Annotated in this window: 15 protein-coding genes; 7 read left to right on the top strand and 8 right to left on the bottom strand. The window is 66.6% G+C overall.

The features are described from left to right. On the top strand, window positions 1-1,432 hold a 1,432-nt coding region (locus tag HIM68_RS11110; protein WP_172172095.1), incomplete at its 5' end, for a glycoside hydrolase family 15 protein. Between the two features lie 149 nt (window positions 1,433-1,581). On the opposite strand, the gene HIM68_RS11105 is transcribed toward HIM68_RS11110, so the two are convergent. Then, entirely contained in the window at window positions 1,582-2,034 is a 453-nt protein-coding gene (locus tag HIM68_RS11105; protein ID WP_172172093.1) for a MaoC family dehydratase, read from the bottom strand. Window positions 2,035-2,202: 168 nt separating this feature from the next. Here HIM68_RS11105 and HIM68_RS11100 point away from each other — a divergent pair, with 168 nt between their 5' ends. Further along, the gene (locus tag HIM68_RS11100) at window positions 2,203-2,820 is read left to right on the top strand and encodes a DUF1990 family protein (protein WP_172172091.1); all 618 of its coding nucleotides are present in this window, start codon (window positions 2,203-2,205) and stop codon (window positions 2,818-2,820) included. A gap of 4 nt (window positions 2,821-2,824) precedes the next feature. Here HIM68_RS11100 and HIM68_RS11095 read toward each other — a convergent pair whose 3' ends face one another. The 4 genes from HIM68_RS11095 to HIM68_RS11080 all read right to left on the bottom strand — a co-directional run bounded on the left by HIM68_RS11095 (window position 2,825) and on the right by HIM68_RS11080 (window position 6,911). Then, the gene (locus tag HIM68_RS11095) at window positions 2,825-3,709 is read right to left on the bottom strand and encodes a D-alanyl-D-alanine carboxypeptidase family protein (protein WP_253903890.1); all 885 of its coding nucleotides are present in this window, start codon (window positions 3,707-3,709) and stop codon (window positions 2,825-2,827) included. 400 nt (window positions 3,710-4,109) lie between these two features. Then, the gene (locus HIM68_RS11090) at window positions 4,110-5,396 is read right to left on the bottom strand and encodes a HAMP domain-containing sensor histidine kinase (protein WP_172172087.1); all 1,287 of its coding nucleotides are present in this window, start codon (window positions 5,394-5,396) and stop codon (window positions 4,110-4,112) included. Window positions 5,397-5,400: 4 nt separating this feature from the next. Beyond that, window positions 5,401-6,366 carry a response regulator transcription factor gene (locus HIM68_RS11085; RefSeq protein WP_172172085.1) on the bottom strand — a complete coding sequence of 322 codons (966 nt, stop codon included), beginning with the start codon at window positions 6,364-6,366 and terminating at the stop codon, window positions 5,401-5,403. Further along, window positions 6,366-6,911: a hypothetical protein gene (locus HIM68_RS11080; RefSeq protein WP_139467854.1), complete on the bottom strand. Its 546-nt coding sequence runs from the start codon at window positions 6,909-6,911 to the stop codon at window positions 6,366-6,368. The genes HIM68_RS11085 and HIM68_RS11080 overlap by 1 nt, the downstream gene beginning before the upstream one ends. Before the next feature lie 466 nt (window positions 6,912-7,377). On the opposite strand from HIM68_RS11080, the gene HIM68_RS11075 reads away from it, so the two are divergent. Beyond that, a complete protein-coding gene (locus HIM68_RS11075; RefSeq protein WP_139467472.1) occupies window positions 7,378-7,659 on the top strand; it encodes a hypothetical protein in 282 nt (93 codons plus the stop codon). A 279-nt stretch (window positions 7,660-7,938) separates the two neighbouring features. Here the strand turns inward: HIM68_RS11075 and HIM68_RS11070 are convergent, their stop codons facing one another. The 3 genes from HIM68_RS11070 to HIM68_RS11060 form a co-directional block, all read right to left on the bottom strand. Continuing rightward, a complete protein-coding gene (locus tag HIM68_RS11070) occupies window positions 7,939-10,260 on the bottom strand; it encodes a cation-translocating P-type ATPase (protein WP_172172083.1) in 2,322 nt (773 codons plus the stop codon). After that, window positions 10,260-10,472: a heavy-metal-associated domain-containing protein gene (locus HIM68_RS11065; RefSeq protein ID WP_101547024.1), complete on the bottom strand. Its 213-nt coding sequence runs from the start codon at window positions 10,470-10,472 to the stop codon at window positions 10,260-10,262. Before HIM68_RS11065 ends, HIM68_RS11070 begins: the two co-directional genes overlap by 1 nt. A gap of 86 nt (window positions 10,473-10,558) precedes the next feature. Then, window positions 10,559-10,852: a metal-sensitive transcriptional regulator gene (locus HIM68_RS11060; protein WP_062862662.1), complete on the bottom strand. Its 294-nt coding sequence runs from the start codon at window positions 10,850-10,852 to the stop codon at window positions 10,559-10,561. Window positions 10,853-10,965: 113 nt separating this feature from the next. Between HIM68_RS11060 and HIM68_RS11055 the strand changes: the two genes are divergently transcribed. The 4 genes from HIM68_RS11055 to HIM68_RS11040 all read left to right on the top strand — a co-directional run bounded on the left by HIM68_RS11055 (window position 10,966) and on the right by HIM68_RS11040 (window position 17,943). Next, window positions 10,966-12,870 (top strand): 2Fe-2S iron-sulfur cluster-binding protein, encoded by a 1,905-nt coding sequence (locus tag HIM68_RS11055; protein ID WP_172172081.1) that lies wholly within the window; start codon window positions 10,966-10,968, stop codon window positions 12,868-12,870. Between the two features lie 181 nt (window positions 12,871-13,051). Continuing rightward, window positions 13,052-14,977, top strand: a complete 1,926-nt coding sequence (locus HIM68_RS11050; RefSeq protein WP_172172079.1) for a sensor histidine kinase — start codon at window positions 13,052-13,054, stop codon at window positions 14,975-14,977. Window positions 14,978-15,089: 112 nt separating this feature from the next. Beyond that, complete coding sequence (locus HIM68_RS11045; protein WP_172172077.1) at window positions 15,090-15,824, top strand: response regulator; 735 nt, start codon at window positions 15,090-15,092, stop codon at window positions 15,822-15,824. A gap of 184 nt (window positions 15,825-16,008) precedes the next feature. Beyond that, the gene (locus HIM68_RS11040; RefSeq protein ID WP_172172075.1) at window positions 16,009-17,943 is read left to right on the top strand and encodes a penicillin-binding transpeptidase domain-containing protein; all 1,935 of its coding nucleotides are present in this window, start codon (window positions 16,009-16,011) and stop codon (window positions 17,941-17,943) included. Window positions 17,944-17,947: the final 4 nt, after the last annotated feature.

Raw genomic sequence — 17,947 nt, 5'->3', positions numbered from 1 at the left:
GCGCGCCCCCGCCGCGTTCCCCCCCCGCATGCCCCGGTCCGATGTTGGTGTGGGGGTGCTCGGCCCCGCCGAGCCGATCGAACTCCACGCCCCCGGAATCGACTTCGACATCGTCGAGAACGGCGACTCCCACACCGCCGAGGCGACCGTCGTCCCCTCGCAGCAGCCCGGCGGATCCGTCGTCCTCGTCCTCGCCTGCGGGACGGGCACGGGCGACGCCGGATACATGGCCACCGGCGGCGAGCATCATGTGCGCGAACGCGCCCTGAACTTCTGGACGAACTGGGTCGAATCACTGACTCTGCCCGGTCACCACCGCGAAGAGGTCATCCGCTCCGCGATCACCCTGCGCGCTCTGTGCCACGAACCCACCGGCGGAGTCCTCGCCGCCCCCACGACCTCCCTGCCCGAGGGCATCGGCGGCGTCCGCAACTGGGACTACCGCTATACATGGCTGCGCGACGGATCGATGACCGTCCGCGCCCTGCTCGCCCTCGGTTCCACCGGTGAGGCCGAAGGATTCCTCTCCTGGCTGTCGGGGGTGCTCGAGCGCACGGTCTCACCCGAACAGCTGCATCCGCTCTACGCCGTCGACGGCTCGGCCCTGACCACCGAGGCGGTGCTCAACCACCTGCCCGGATACGCCGGATCACGGCCGGTGCGGGTCGGCAACGCCGCCGAACATCAGGTCCAACTCGACGTGTTCGGCCCGGTCACGGAGCTCCTCGACGAACTCAGCGACCACCTCGGCGAGTTGCCCGAGGATTATTGGGCGCTCACCTGTCAGATGGTCGAGGCCGTGGGCAAACGGTGGTTCGAGGCCGATCACGGGATCTGGGAAGCCAGGCGTCCGCCGAAGCACAACGTGTACACGCGCGTGATGTGCTGGGTGACGGTCGATCGGGCGCTGCGGATCGCGGACCGGTTCGATCGTGAGCCGCCCGGTGCGTGGCGGCAACTGCGCGAGGAGATCGCCCACGACGTGCTCACGCATGGCTTTAACGAGGAAGTCGGAGCATTCACCGTCGCCTACGGTGAGACGGACCTGGACTCGGCCGCACTGTTCGTCGGACTCTCGGGACTGCTCGCCGCCGACGATCCGCGCTTCGTGTCCACCGTCGATGCGATCGAACGCGAGCTGCGGGTCGGCCCGACGGTGTTCCGCTATCGCTACGATGACGGGCTGCCCGGGCTCGAGGGCGGATTCCACATCTGTACGACCTGGCTCATCGAAGCCTTCATCAAGGTCGGTCGCATCGACGACGCCTGGGATCTGTTCCGGCAGGTCGACAACTTGCTCGGGCCCACCGGGCTGCTGTCAGAGGAATACGACCCCGTCGCCGAGATGCACCTGGGCAACCACCCGCAGGCGTACTCACACCTCGGCTACATCCGCGTCGCCCAACAGCTCGACGCCCACCGCCCGAGCTGAGGCAACGCTGCCTGCCGCGGCGGACCCCGCCCGCGCGATAAATGTGCGCAGATTGCCAATATCGAGCTGGAAATGGGCAATCTGCGCACACTTATCCTGCCGTCAGACGGCGGACGCTCAGTGGTGCCAGCTGTCCTGTCGCGCTCAGCTCACTCGACGAGGAGGGTGACCACCTCGGCGACGCAGGCGGGGCGATCCTGGCCGTCGATCTCGATCGTGTGTTCGAGGATGACCTGAGTGCCCTTGTCGCCGCGGATGACGTCCTTGACGCTGATGGTTCCGCGCAGTCGGGAGCCGACGAGGACGGGCTGGAGGAAGCGGACCTTGTTGAGCCCGTAGTTGACTCGGATCGACACGCCTTCGATCGTGAAGACCTCCGTGGAGAACTTCGGAATGAGCGAGAGGGTGAAGAATCCGTGGACGATCGTCGCACCGTAGGGCCCTTCGGCCGCGCGCGTTTCGTCCACGTGGATCCACTGGTGGTCGCCGGTGACATCGGCGAAGGTGTTGATGGCGTCCTGATCCATCGTCATCCATTCGGAGGAGCCGAGCTCCTGGCCGATGAGCGATTCGATCTCGTCGATGCCGTTGATTGTGCGCACGTGGTTCTCCTTTGATCCTGGCTCAGATGCTGAGCGGACATTCGATTGAGGTCCGCTGTTCTTGGCATCATACGTGGCCGTCCGGTCGACGCCACACAGCCGTCCGGACTGTGAGTCCCACGGTCCGAGTCCGTTAGGTTGACGGTTCGAGTCCGTTAGGTTGGAGGCATGGCCGAACAATCACAGGAGCGCCCGGAGACGCTGACGCATCCGCTCTCGCCGAGGTGGCTGGAGCGTCCCGACGGCTACCGTCACTTCGAATCCGCGTACTTCGTCGGCCACGGGAGCGACACGTTCGAGCGCTGCGCCGAGGAGCTACTGCACTGGGAGGTCAAGATTCGCAGCGGGTTCGACATCGAGGTGGACGTCGACGCCGTCCTCGTCGGAAGTGCGGACACGGTCAGTCGAGCGGCTGGAGCAGAGTTGATGGCCGATGTCGGCGCTCGCGCGGACGGAGTGGGTTCTGGCCTGCCGCCTCGAGTGAAGCCGGGGCAGGAGCCGACGATCCGCGTGCGCCTCGGGCCCTTCCGACTGCCTGAGCCCTCACGAGTCATCGACGTCTTCGAAGAGGAGGACCGATGCGGCTTCACCTATGGCACGAAGCCGGGACATCCGATCACCGGAGAGGAGTCATTCATCCTCATCCGCACCGCCGATGACAGGGTCTTCCTCGTCCTGCGATCGGTCTCGCGGGCGGGGCTGGGCATCTGGAGACTCGGCGAACCGTTCGTCCGGCTCGCTCAGATCATCTACCGCCGGCGCTACGGACGGGCGCTGCGCAGCTGATCGGTCACTTGCCGGGAATCGAGTCGCGGGCGGGAGTGTATTCCCAGTGCCACGGCTCGTACATGCTCGCCTTGGCCCAGTCGGGGTTCTCCCAGCCGTATTCGTCTCCGTGCTCGACGAGCCAGTTCCAGGCTCCGGTCTTGTTGGCGACTCCGCCGCCGAGGTCGAGTGCGATTCCCCAACCATGCAGTGAGGTGCCCGGCTTGGCGGCCAGCCCCGGCTTCCGGCCGGCGACCGAGAGCTGTCCGGCCATGTCGCGGTAGGAGTCCGTGATCTCGAGCTCCTTGCCGGTGTCCTTCTTGTACGCGGCATTCATCTTCGCGAAGGAGACTGCGGCGTCGGCGCGGAGTCGGTGGTCTTCCTTGCCGAGGTTGCACAGCCACTCGTCGGGCAGTTCGCCGTTGCCGGCGGACTGGTCGAAGTTCTGCTTCGCATCGCAGCCGGGCAGGGCGCTCTTCTCAACAGCGCGGGACGCGGCTTCGACCTTCTTCTGCTTGGCGCTCGGCACGCCGATCTCCATCGATGACTTTCCCTTGACTTCCGGGACGTCGGCGTTGACCTTCTCAGCATTGATGGCGGCGGGCTCACCGGCGGCGGTCGGGTCGGTCTTGACCTCGGCACCTCCGCTGAGGTTGTTGACCAGCATGGTCACTGCAGTGGCGGCACCCGCCACTGAGACGGCTGCCAGAGTCGAGACGGTCCGCACTTTCTTCTTCCGCACGGACTTGAGCAGCGCACCATCGGACCCGCGGCTCTCGGCGGCTCCTGCGCTGACCCGACGGGCAGACGAGGCAGACGGTGAGCCGAAGGTCGTGGGGACCGCGGCTGCTTCACGCGCCATTGCGGCACGACGCGGAGACGCCTGAGCGGCCCGCGCCTCGTCGGCCATCGCTGCGCGCCTGGGCGACAGGGACTCGGCAGAAGAATCAGTGGATGCAGGCGCGGTCGGTGCCCCGGTGCTGCGCGACGAGGTGCGTGCGCGTGAGAACGGGGACGATGAGCGACGCCTGTGCAGATCCCGTCGACGCACCGTTGGTTCTGTGGTCGATGATGACTCTGACATAACTCTCCGTGTGACTGTGACTCGTCGAAGACCGCCGAGGTTTCGACGACTTCAATACAACATCACAAAAGTGTAACGGGAATATATAGAACCTGTCATATTTTGGTGACGAGTCGCACTCGCGGGCGGTCAGCCGTTGTCCAGGCCGGGTCCAGCGAAACCTCGGAATCCGGTCATCAGACCAGGTCAGCGCCCTGAACGGCGGTGAGGGGCCGCCTCGGCGAAATCATTCGGATCGGCTCTCGATGTACTCCCGGAGCGCGCGATCCTGGGCCTCCTCGTCGGGGAAGATCACCTCGGTTCGCGCGCCTCCCGTTAAGGGGTCGTTACTGAAGATCAGCGTGATGCCGAGCAGCCGAGCCTGCCCCTGCGCGATGACGAGACCGAGGCCCATTCCGCCGCCGCCGGCGGAGACGAAACGGGTCGGGCCGGTGTTGACGATGTCCGGTGGGTAGCCGGAGCCGGAGTCGGTGACGACGATGCTGCGCGTGCTCGTCTCCAGGCGGATGGGATCTCCACCGTGTTTGATCGCGTTGACGAGCAGGTTCGAGACGATGCGCTCGAAACGGCGGACATCGGTGACCAGCGTCGAATTCAGCGCCGCCAGATGGGTGTCGATCTGATGACCGGCGAGGGCACCCGAGGCTTCCATCGTGCCCAGCAGGGACCGGATCGCCTGATCGACGTCGACGCGGGTGAACTCCGGGTTGGCGCGGCCGGCGTCGAGGCGGGAGACCTCGAGGAGATCTTCGACGAGGACCTGCATGCGCACGACCCGGTCCTTGACGAGTTCGGCCGGGCGGGAATCCTCTTCGAGCAGGTTGGCGGCGTTGACCAGACCGGTCAGCGGGGTGCGCATCTCGTGCGCGAGGTCGGCGGTGAAGCGCTGCTCGGAGTCGATGCGTTCGGTCAGTCGGGCTACCGCGGTATCGACGGCAGTGGCGAAGGCCCACACCTCCTGATCGGATTCGTCGATGACATCGGCGATGCGCGTCGTCGTGTCCCCGGCGGCGATCTTCCTGGCAGCCTGAGCGCCGAGGGTGAGCCTGCGGGAGATGCGGCCGGCGACGATCGATCCCACACCGCCGACAACGAGGGCGGAGCCGATCATGCCGACAAGCAGTGCTTGGTCGATGCGGCCGATGAGCTCTTGGCTGTCCTTCGTCGAGGCGCGCACGGAGATCACCTGGGTGTGCGAACCGACCTTGATCGGGGCGGCGGCCCACACGATCTCCTCACCGTCGACCTCGGACCGGATCGTCACACTCTGGCCCTTGAGCGCGGACTTGCGCGCTTCCTTGGGCAGCTCCGGATCGTCGATGCGGGCATTGAGGGTGAGCACTCCGGTTTCGGAGAAGATGGCCGTCGCATTCGTCAGCTGCTCCGTCACGGTCGAACGCATCCGGTCGTCCTCAGCTCGTGCGGCGGATTGGCGCAACACGATCGAGCACGACAGCACGGCGATGATCACCGAGGCGACGATGAGCAGAGAGATCTTCCAGCGCAGCGACATGCGATCAGCCTGCGAAGCGGTAACCGAATCCGCGAACGGTCTCGATCATGTTCGCCCCGATCTTCTTCCGCAGGCGCTGGATGTGGACGTCGACGACGCGGGAGTCACCGGCCCATTCGTATCCCCACACCGTGAACGCGATCTTCTCCCGGGAGTACACATGTTCGGGCTGCTCGGTCAGCAGCAGGAGGACGCGCAGCTCGGTCGGGGTGAGGTGGACTTCCTCTCCGTCGACCTCGACGGTCAGCCGGCCGGTGTCGAGGACGAGGGATCCCAGTCGTGTGCGGAACGGACCCAGCCCGCCGTCGTAGCCGGACGGTTCCTGGGCCACAGTGGGCGTGCCGCTCGGGCGGGGTGGAACCCCGGTGCCGCCGATCGCCTCTTCGTCGTCATCCGTCTCGGGGGCGGTGGTGAATTTCCCACCGGCACCGAGGTAGGTGTCATCGGATTCGAGCTGCGCTCGCAGCCGATCCCGGGTGTCCATTCCGGGGCTGGCGCCGAGGACCTCGGGGATGCCGTCGCCGGTGACCATGCCGCCGGGACCGATGACGGTTTCGTGATGCTCATCCGCCTCGGGGGCGGGGGAATAGCCGAACCGGTCGGTGCCGGTGGTGATGAATCGACGAACGACCGCGCGGATGCGGGCGTTGAGCACCTGCATGTCGAAGGGTTTGGTGAGGTAGTCGTCGGCTCCGGCCTCGAGCGCCTGGACGATGTCGATGGCATCGGAACGGGCGGAGATGATGATGATCGGGATCGTCGAACGCTCGCGCACGGCACGGCAGATGGACGCGCCGTTCATCGTCGGCAGCATGAGATCCAGAAGCAGGACATCGGCGCCGTTGGCGGAGACGAACTCGTAGCCCTCGCGGCCGTCGGCAAAGGCCGAGACCGTGTAATCGAAGCGTTCGAGTCCGATCTGCGTCGTTTCGCGGATGACCTCGTCATCCTCGACCAGAACTATGTGCATTACGTTTCTCCATTAAGCCGCGTGAAGCGTTGACCTGGTTCAAACCTACCGTCGTGCAGGCGGAACACCTGCACCGACCAGCCGGAGGGGCAGCATGCTTTGTCCCCGTCAGCGAACATGGCCTCCTGCACCACCAGTGTCCCATTTCTGCCGGGACTGACCTTGAGCTGATTGCCCGTGGCGATGAGCTCGAGGCGGGGCTCGCCCTTCTGTTCGCTGATGACAGCGCCGGCGATGATCTCATTCCGCTGTTTGGGGTTGGCCACCGTGACCAGCTGGAACTTCTGTTTGCCGCTGAGGAACGGCGACGCGAACTTCAGGCAGTCCTTGCAGTCGGCGACGACCTTGGCGGTCTCCGTGGCGCTGCCGGTGACGGCGATTCCCGAGGACGATTCGATGGCCTTGCGGACCTCGTCGAGCGAGAACGGTTCGTTCGCCTGGCCGGCTGCCTCGGTGTTGGGGGCGAAGAGAGAGGGGGAGGGATTGCCCTCGGGGGAGACCTTGAGGCCGCGATCGGGGCCGCAGGCTGTGACGGTGAGAGTCATGATTGCCGCGAGGAGGAGTGCGGTGAAGGTGCGGAGTGTGCGACGGGGGGATGCCGAGTGGGGAATATCGAGGGGGCCGGGGCCGACGGCTGCGGCGGTGGTCGTCGGTGCAGTGGTGTCCGCGCATGATTCACAGCCAGGCGGGGCCTGGCTGGAGTGAAATGAGCGCAGCTCCTCCCCGGAGGCGCGTCTGACAGTGACGGGCACATCCTCATTTTTGCCTGTTCCGAGCCTGTAGTCCACCTGATCATCGGCGCAGAGGGCTCAGCGCCGTCGTCGGATCCACCTGCCGTCGTGTCGTCCGCCGGTTTCAAGGCGTCTTGTGGCCGCCTCGGTGCTTGGGATGGACGGTTGGCGGGGCCCACCTCGGTGCCGGTGGAATCGAAGTTCCAGTTGGGGTCGACCGAGATTTGATCTCGCCCACAGGATGGGACTGCTCTCAGGTCGGACCGGTAGAATGAGCGGCATGGCGCCCACGAACACCCCGAAGAAGAAGTCCACAGGCGGCAAGCCCACCAGCACGGTGTCCTACAAGGACGCGATCAAAGTCGGCGCCGTCTGCGGAATCGTCACTCTCGTCCTCGCGATCATCGTCACTCGAGCTTGGCAGGACGGCCGCGCCTTCGGCTACGCGTTCATCTACGCCGGAGCCGCATTTGTGCTGGTGTCGGGCTTCACGAGCTACCTCAACTGGGTGATGCGCAAGGATACGCAGAACCAGAACCAGTCCTACCCGGTCATGCGGTAAGACGCCCCGCCACGCACAGAGACGCGCCGGCCCTCCGCTGAGACGTTCATTGCGGCGCCGGATCGACTTCCCTCTCGCGGCACCAACTCGCGTGACTGTCATTTCCTACAGCTGCTGAGGCATCAGACACTGAAAGCGCCATAACGCCCTGCTCCTGCAGGGCGTTATGGCGCTTTCAGTGGGTGATGCTCGCAGTCCGGGAAGAGGCAGCTTGTCGGTTACCGCTGTGCGGCCGACGTGTGCCCGCCGCAGCTCCGTCGCCGGAGGGCCCCGCCGCGCTTACCTGAAGCGCAGCAGGCGGAGGCTGTTGAGGATGACGAACACCGACGAGAACGCCATCGCTGCACCGGCGATCATCGGGTCGAGCAGACCGAACGCCGCGATCGGGATCGCTGCCGTGTTGTAGGCGAAGGCCCAGAATAGGTTGCCCTTGATGAGCCCCAAGGTTCGGCGCGAGAGTCGGATCGCCTGCGGGATCTGCTGTGGATCGGACTTGACCATGGTGACATCCGAAGCCGCCATCGCCGCGTCTGTGCCCGACCCCATCGCGATGCCGAGATCGGCACCGGCTAGTGCGGCGGCGTCGTTGACCCCGTCGCCCACCATGGCCACGGCCCGGCCCTGCCCCTGCAGTTCGCTGACCACGGAGACCTTGCCTTCCGGGCGGACATCCGCGCGGACCTCGGTGATCCCGAGAGCCTCGGCGACCACCTCGGCGGCTTGAGCATTGTCCCCGGTCAGGAGCACGGTGCTCAGTCCCAGCGAATGCAGTTCGTCGATCGCCGCCTTGGCCGTCGGTTTGGCTTCATCGGAGACGAAGCTCAACCCGCGGAACTGACCGTCGATCGCCAGTGCGACGATCGTGGCCCCACGCGGAATCGAATCGGTCGGGTAGTCGACCGCGATTCCGCGTTCCCGGAGCAGATCAGGGCGACCGGCGAGCACCTCGGCGCCGTCGATCGTGGCCCGCAGTCCGCCGCCGGCGATGTTCTCGAAATCCGTGACCGATGACCCGGTCGCGGTTTCGACCGACCTCGCCGAGGCGGCCCTGGCCGAATCCTCGGCCGATCCCATCGAGCTCGGCTCAGTTGGAACAGTCCCGGTCGCGGCGGCTCCCGCTGAACCCGTCCCGACGATCTCGGGCGCGGCGTCGACGATGGCGCGGGCGATCGGATGTTCGCTGCGCGATTCCAATCGGGCCAGGACATCGAAGTCCGCGGGCGAGAGCTCGGTTCCGGTCAGGCGCATCACGCCGGTGGTCAGGGTGCCGGTCTTGTCGAGGACGACCGTATCGATCGACCGCGTCGACTCCAGCGCCTCGGGCCCGGAGACGAGGATGCCCAGTTGGGATCCGCGTCCAGACGAGACCGCGAGAGCCGTCGGCGTGGCCAGACCCAGGGCACAGGGGCAGGCGATGATGAGCACGGTGAGCGCCGCATGCAGCCCCGCCGCCCACTCACCGGTGACGAAACCCCAGATGAGCAGGGTGAGAATGGCGATGCCGAAGACGATCGGCACGAACACCGCCGAGATCCGATCGGCCAGCCGCTGCACGGCAGGTTTGCCGTTCTGCGCACGAGAGACGAGATCGGCCATGGCCGCCAGCGTCGTGTCCGCACCCACTCGGGTGGCACGGACCTCGAGCACACCGGAGGTGTTGATCGTGGCGCCGGTGACGGAATCTCCGGGGCCGACCTCGACCGGCACGGATTCGCCGGTGAGCATCGCCTCGTCGATGGCCGAATGACCGGTCAGCACCTCGCCGTCGGTGGCGATCTTCTCGCCGGGGCGGACGAGGAAGACATCGTCGACGGTCAGCTCATCGATCGGCACCTGCACTTCGACACGGCCGCCATTCGCAGCAGCCCCGCCCGAAGCGGCCCCACTGTTCGCGGCGGCACCCTCCCGCAGCACGGTCGCGGACTTCGCGCCGAGGTCGAGCAGCGCCTTGAGCGCGGCCGTCGCCCGGTTCTTCGCCCGGTCTTCGGTGAGCTTGCCGATGAGCAGGAACACCGTGATCGCCGCGGCCGCCTCGAACCACACGTGGTACTCGGCGGGGATCGCCCAGCCGTGACCGTCGGCGACGGCCCGGCCCAGCGTGAAGTACGAGTACAGGCTCGCGACGGTGATGCCGACGCTGACCAGGGTGTCCATGGTCGTCGATCCACCGCGGGCAGCCTTGTACGCCGCCGAGTGGAACGGCCACGCTCCCCAGGTGACGACCGGCAGGGCGAGGATCGCGACGATCCACTGCCACCCGGTGAAGTGCCAGCTCATGACCATCGAGATCGCGACGATCGGCACGGCCAGGACGAGGGCGCCTGCGAAGCGCGGTCGCAGGTGGCGGGGATCGTAGTCGACGATCTCCGGACCGGCACCGCCCGCGCCGGGGCTGCGCACCGTGGCACCGTAGCCGGCCTTCTCGACGGCGGCGGTGATGTCGTCGTCGCTGAGTTCGGAGTCGATGACCACATGCGCGGTCTCCAGCGGCAGGTTGACCTCCGCCGTGACCCCGTCGAGGCGGGTGAGCTTCTTCTCGATCCGCGCCGAGCACGACGCGCAGGTCATGCCCGTGATGTCGAGCTCGAGCTCGCGAGGCATCACTTCACCTCGTAGCCGGCCTCATCGACGGCGGCACGGATCGCCGCATCGTCGAGTGCAGCCGACGAGGTGATCGTGACCGGGGAATCGCCCCCGGCGTTGAGGTCGACGGCGACGTCCGAGACGCCCGCAAGTGCGCCAAGCTCTTCCTTGACAGCGGCTTCGCAGTGTCCGCAGGTCATTCCCGAAACGGTGATGGTGGTGGTCGTCATTGTGCTCTCCTATCAGCTGTGAGTGCTTCCCGATGTCAGAGCCTCAGGCGTCGTCGCATCCCGATCGGGCGGACGCGGCCCTCCGCTCAGCTCTTGATGAGTCGGGAGATGGCGGCTGATGCCTCTTCGACCTTCTTCCGCGCTTCTTCGTCGTCGCCCGATGAGGCGGCGTCGACCACGCAGTGAGCTATGTGCTCTTCGAGGAGGTTGATGGAGACCGCGTGCAGCGCGGCTGTCGCGGCGGAGACCTGGGTGAGGATGTCGATGCAGTACTTGTCCTCATCGATCATCTTCCCGATTCCGCGGACCTGACCTTCGATCCGCTTCATCCTCCGTGCGAGAGCGTCCTTCTGCGGGGTGTATCCATGTTGCTCAGTCATAATCACACCGTATACCCCTATAGGGTATAAATCAAGGTCGATCCTCGCCGAGGCGGCTGTGCGTTTGCTCTCACCCTGACCCTGACGTGTTCTCCGGCTCCTACAATCGAATTATGCGTGCTGCCAGACTGTTCCGGTTCCCGGTCAAGGGATTCCCCGCCGAGGAGCTCACCGAGGCCCGAGTGGTCAAGGACCGCGGAATCCGCGGCGACCGGATCGCGGCGTTCACGAACGGCAGCCTCGACGTCCCCGCCGACGCCTGGCACTCGTACTCCGCCTTCACCGTGCTCAAGAACGACACCGACCTGCAGAAATGGCAGGTCGCAACGACCCTCCCCGAGGCGGTCGGCGCCGAATCCGTGCCCGGACCCGATCCGGATGGCCGGAGCGCCCCCGCCGAGGCGGTCGACGATATGTCCGCGACCGTGACCCTCACGGCCCCGACGGGGGAGTCGACGACTTTCTCCACTGATGACGAAGAGGGCAGGGCCGCCTCGGCGATGTTCCTCTCCGAGCGGATACCCCCTCAGGGTACATTCCCGCGCTGCCTGGCCATCGCCGATCAGGGGATGTTCGACTCGCAGCGCTCGGGAATCTCGCTCATCAACCCCGCCACGGTCGCCGCGATCGCCGATACCGACGAGGGCCGCGCGGCCCTCGGGTTGAGCGCGGAAGCTGCCGGTCGTACGGCGGTCGACCCGGCGGACACGGATGACCCGGTCACTCCCGCAGCCGAGCTCGACCCGCTGCGGTTCCGCGGCAACATCCTCGTCGACGGACTCGCCCCGTTCGAGGAGTTCGCGCTCATCGGTTCGATCATCCGCCTCGGCGGCGTGCGCCTGGCGATCCGTTCGACGATCGAACGCTGCCCGGCGACGACCGTCAACCCGACGACCACCGAGGTCGACGTCAACGTCCCACGTCTGCTCAACTCCGCCTGCGGCCATCTGCACTGCGGAATCTACGGGCAGATCCTCGAGACCGGCGATGTCGCGGCCGGCGACGAGATCACGGTCGAAGGCCCAGCCCCGCGGGAACTGGTCAAGGTCGCACGAACTCCGCGGTTCATGACCGTCGTCGGCCGCCGGCAGATCTGCAACGACATCGTCGAGGTGGCCCTGCGCGACGACCTCGGCTGGATCCGCGAATTCGACGAGCCGGGCACGAACCTGCGCGTCCATCTCGACCTCGGCGCACCGTTCTGGCGAACCTATACGATCACCGACGTCGACGGCGACATCGTCCGCATCGCCGTGCGCACCCAAGGCAAGGGCTCCCGCGCCGTGGCGTCGCTGGACGAGGGGCAGCGGATCCTCACCTCCGGCCCGCACGGAACCATGACCGCCTCCCGCGTCTTCGGCGGCACAACGGCCCTGATCACCGCGGGAATCGGCATCACCCCGAGCCTCGGACTGCTGCGCAGCGATGGGCTGGCCGACCTGCCCGCCACCGACCGTATCCGCCTCGTCCACGTCGACCGCGACCACCGCACCGCCTGCCTGTGGAACCGGCTGCAGGACCGTGCCCACTCGGGTGCCGTACCCGTCGAGACCCACCACCGCGACACCGCGACGGCCGGTCGACCCGGCCACCGGGAGCTCGTGGATTGGGTGGCCGGCTGTGACAACGTCATGGTCTGCGGACCCCGCGACTTCACGGCGGCCGTGCTCGCCGCCGCTGACGAGGCCGGCGTTCCCGCCGTCCACCAGGAGACCTTCGCCTCTCCGAACACGGGGATGAGCGAGGCCATCGCCGCATGCTCGCCCGCCGAGGTGACACTGGAGGAATCGGGCACGAGCTTCGTCTGGCAGCCGCAGGAAGGCACCCTGCTCGAATCCTTGGAAGCGCGCGGATTCCGCTCGCCGAGCTCCTGCCGAGGCGGATCCTGCGGAACCTGTTCGGTGTCCCTGGCCGCCGGGTCCGTGCTCTATCCGATCGAACCCGCCGCCCGCGTCGAGAGCGACGAGGTGCTCGTGTGCTCCGCGGTCCCCGCCGGGCCCATCAGCCTAGCGCTCTGAACCCGGCAGGCCGACCGGCCGGAATGACGCGGCTGACCGACCAGCCTGGCGCTCTGAACCCGGCAGGCCGACCACAGCTGACTGACCAGGCGGACTGACCCAGCCGGCCCTCTGAACCCGCCGAATGACCTCCCGGCCCGATCAGGCAGACGGCGGCTGGGCGGGTGGCACAATGGATTCCATGCCGAAGAAGAAGCGCACCGTGCTGTCGAAGGGGCCCGCCGGACCGGTGGGTCGCCTGAGTCGGTGGGTCCGCCTCTCCGCGGCCGGGCGGATCATGTTCGCGAACTCGATCATGCTCGTGGGCATCATGGTGCTCACGACGAGTCTGCTCTACCTCCAGCTCTCCCAACTCAACACGAAGCGCGAACAGGACCTGCTGCGGTCGGCCGCGGACAACATCTCGATGTCACTGGGCCTCGTCGGAACCGGTGACGTCGGCCAGGACGACTACCTCGATTCCGAATCCCGCGACGACGTTCAGACGCTGCTGGACAACGTCATCAGCCAATACGGCTTCGACATCGCCGCGGTCGTGCCCATCGACTTCCTCCTCACGCCGCCGACCCTGGGCTCACCCGGACGCCAGCAGGCGCTGGAAGCGAAGACCGCCTCGGCGGATTCCGGGAAGATCCCCGAGGACTCCATCGACCAGCTGGCCCAGGCCGTCGACGGACAGGCCCTGCAGAATGGCAGGTCGACCGTGCGCTTCATCAACGACGGCGGCCCGGCCGACGGCACCATGTACGTCGTCACCCCCGTCTACGCCGAGCACGTCGGCGTCGACGGACTGAGATCGGACACCGTGGTCGGCGCCGTCATCGTCGGCAGCTCCGCAGATTCGGTCCGCGAAGGCTTCCTGGCGCAGGGCAAATGGCTCATCGGCATCGCCGTCCTCACCCTCGTCCTCGGCATCGGTTCGTCCTGGGTGACATCGCGGGGACTGCGCAGGGTCACCGGTGACTACGGTGCCGACGAAGTGCGCAGCATGCTCGACTTCTACTCCTCCGTGCTCACGGCCGTCTCCGAAGGACTGCTGCTCGTCGACCGAGCCCGCGGGATCGTGCTCATCAACACCGAGGCCCGGGAACTGCTGGGCATGCCGCCCGCCGGCGACGATGCGGACTCGGGCCCCACCTCGGCGGAGGAGATGCCGCTGCGCGAACTCGACCTGCCCGCGGCGCTGCACGATCTGCTCGCTTCCGGACGGTGGGCTCGTGACGAGATCCACTACACCGACGACCGTGTCCTCGTCGTCAATCAGCAGCCCACCGAGGCGGCCAGCGACACGTGGGTCGTGACCATGCGCGATCACACGGAGCTGGCCGAGCTCTCCGGCGAACTCGTCTCCGTGCGCTCCTTCTCCGATTCCCTTCGCGCGCAGACCCATGAATACGCGAACCGGCTGCACATGGTCGTGTCCCTGCTCGAGACCGGGCACGTCGACGAGGCCATCGACTTCGCGGCCAAGGACATCGACGATCTCAACCGGGTCAACGGTGACGGGTCGATGACCTTCGACCATCCCGTCCTCTCGGCGCTGCTGCTGTCGAAGATCGCCCAAGCCGCCGAGGCGGGCATCGAGATGACGGTGGACACCGCGGACCTCACGGGCAACCTCGGCGGGGACGATCGCGACCTCGCAACGATCCTCGGCAACCTCGTCGACAATGCCTTCGACGCCCTGAGCAGGCAGGACGTACTGCCCGAGGACAAGAGAGTCCATGTCGAACTCTCCGGCTCCGGCGGTCCCGGCGGATTCACGATCGAGGTCAGCGATGACGGCCCGGGAATCGACGAGGAATACCTCGACGCGATCTTCGAGCGCGGCTGGTCGACGAAGCACGATGGCGTCGAGACCGACCAGGGACAGGGTCGCCAGCAGACGGGCACCCGCGGGGTCGGGCTGTCCCTGGTCGTGCAGGCGATCCGCCGCCTCGGGGGAGCCGTCGACGTGCAGGGCCACGGGGAGGACTGCGACCGATTCAAGGGCGCAGTGCTCACGGTGTGGCTGCCCGACCCGGGGAATGTGGGTCAGATCGGGGCGGGTCAGACCGCGGCAGGCAGGTCGGGTTCCGGACAGTCCGGCGACGGGCAGGTCGGATAGGGGCGGGTGATCGCCGGTGATGCCGGCACCGCCCAGGTGGACCGGAACCGGATGTGACGGGACTGCAACACGATCCGGGACGCTGTCAAACGGGTGAAGATAGACTGGCGGCATGTCGGACACAACTGCGCCTGAATCGAGCATCGGTGTGCTCGTCGTCGAGGATGAGGTGGTCGCCGCCCGTGCTCACGCGAAGTACATCGACCGCATCGACGGCTATCACGTCGCCGGAGTGGCGAAGAATGCCACTCAGGCGATGGCTGCTCTCACAGGTCAGATCTACGGCCTCGATCCCTCCGGCGTCCATCTCGTCCTCCTCGATATGAACCTGCCCGACGGGCACGGGCTGCAGGTCTGCCGCGCTATCCGCGGCCAACGCGTCGACGTCGACATCATCGCGGTCACCGCTGCCAGGGATATGCAGATCGTGCAGGAGGCTCTGTCCTACGGCGTCGCCCAGTACATCATCAAGCCCTTCACCTTCCCCGTCTTCAAATCCAAACTCGAGGCGTATTCGTCCTTCCGCAACCGCCTCGGCGCGGATTCGAACGACGGCGAGGTCACCCAGACCGAGGTCGACAAAGCGATCTCGGCCCTGCGCACGCACACCGTGGCGGCGACCGCGAAGGGAGTGCCCGATGCGGTCCAAGCCGAGGTGAAGAGCCTGCTCGATGAGAATCCCGGCCAGTCCGCAGCAGAGCTGGCCGAAGGGCTCGGGGTCTCCCGAGTCACCGCTCGCCGCTACCTCGAATCCATGGCCGACGCCGGCATGCTCGAACGCCGTCCCCGATACGGTTCGGCCGGTCGTCCCGTCCTCGAATACACCGTCGTCCCCGACGCAGGCTGACCGCGGATTACTTGCGCGAGCAGCCGACCGTGACCGACGCCGCAAGCATTGTTGGGTCGATCCACGGCGTTCTGAACGCCGAAACCGCCGTGGATCGCCCCAACAATCGGTCGTGGGGCCGACGTTGCGCCGGTCTCGCCGCAGGGCAATGGACATCGGGCGAACCCCGGTAGAGGATGGTTCCATGTCGAAGAAGTCCCGGGTCTGGCTGGCCGTCGCCCTCGTCCTCGTGCTGCTCGCCGGAGCCGGAGTCTTCGCTCTCTTCCGGCTGCCGATGACGAAGTCCTCCGCCGCCGAGGCGGCCGCCCACGACCTCGCCGAAGAGCAGCTGAGCTCGGACATCTGGCATGAGAAGGACCTCGCCCAGGGCCTGTTCGACCGCGTCACGAAGGCATTGGGCACGAGAGTCGACCTGCGGTCGGTCACCGTCGACGACATCACCGAGGCCGACGGTCGGACCCTGGCCACACTCGATTGGACGTGGGCGAACAACGACGGAGAGTCCTGGGAATACAGTTCACAGCTGCCCCTGGAGAAGAACGGGCTCTTCTGGTGGGCAGATCTCACGGAGAAGGCCATCCACCCGAAGCTCGGCCAGGGCGGTCGCTTCGAACTGCGCGCGAACCAGGGAAGGAGGGGGAACATCCTCGGCGCCGATGATGAAGTGCTTATGGAGGAGGGGAAGGTCGTCGACATCGGCGTCCACCCGAATCGACTCGAACCCGACACCATCGGCCGACTCGTCAGCGGACTCAACGACGGTGTCGACTCCCTCGACCTCGACGCCGATGATCTCGAGAAGTCCGTCGATGACGCCGAAGGCAACCAGCTCGTCCCCGTCGTTACGCTGCGCGAAGACGACTACAAGTCGGTCAAGGACGCCATCCACGATCTGCCGGGAGTGCTGTTCACCGAGGATACCCAGACCCTGACCCGGTCCCGCGGGTTCGCCCAGGCCACCCTCGGTTCCGTGGGGCAGGCCAGCGCCGACGACATCGAGAAATCTCAGGCCACGATCATCCCCGGCGAGATCATCGGCCGCACGGGTCTGCAGAAGACATTCAACAATCGGCTGAGCGGACCTGGCGGCGTCGAAGTCTTCGCGAAAGGCGATGCGAGCGATGACACGGGCGGAACGACGAAGCTGACGAGTCTCCATGCCTTCACAGCCGAAGACGGCGAGAATCTCGAGACCACCCTCGATGTGCGGATCCAAGAAGCCGCGGACAAGGCGGCTGCGACCGGCAGGAAACCGACAGCTCTCGTCGCCATCCGACCGAGCGACGGTCACGTCCTTGCCGTGGCCAACCACGACCCGGAAGGAGCGGCCTGGGACCGAGCGCTGAGCGGCCAGTACGCTCCCGGCTCGGTGTTCAAGATCGCTTCGGGCCTCGCGCTCCTCGAATCCGGGGTGAAGCCGGACGACACGATCGACTGCCCGCAGACAGTGACGGTCGGTGGCAAGAGGTTCAAGAATGCCGAAGACGAAGTGCTCGGCGACGTCAGCTTCGCCGACGACTTCGCACACTCGTGCAACACCGCTTTCGTCTCCTCCGGGGACGAGGTCACCGGCGACGACCTGATCGCAGCAGCCGAGCAGCTGGGCATGACGGCTGCGACATTGGGCATCGGAGCGAAGACCGCCTCGGTGCCGGCCGACGACGAGGTCACGCATGCTGCGCAGATGATCGGTCAGGGCAAGGTGCAGGCGAGCCCGCTGTCCGTGGCGACGATGGCCGCCTCGGTGCAGGCCGGGGAGACCGTGGACCCGCAGCTCGTGCTCGGTGATGCCCTCGACGATGCCGGCGTCGACGAGTCGGGTGCGGAAGGGGCTGACGATCCTCCGGCCCTTGATGGCCAAGCGGCGAAGGAGATCTCGAAGATGATGCGAGCGGTCGTCACCGAGGGCACCGCCACCGATCTCAAGGACGTTCCCGGCGATCCCGTCCACGGCAAAACCGGAACAGCCGAATACGGCAATGACTCCCCGCCGCGCACCCATTCGTGGTTCGCCGGATTCCAGGGCGACCTGGCCGTGGCCGTGCTCGTCGAAGACGGCGGATTCGGCGCCGAGGCGGCCGTGCCGGTGGCGCACGAATTCTTCGACACCGTCAACTGAGTTT

This window comes from Brevibacterium sp. CT2-23B, from assembly GCF_013168765.1.
Classification (GTDB): Bacteria; Actinomycetota; Actinomycetes; order Actinomycetales; family Brevibacteriaceae; genus Brevibacterium; species Brevibacterium sediminis.
This window is presented reverse-complemented; position numbering and strand designations above follow the sequence as displayed.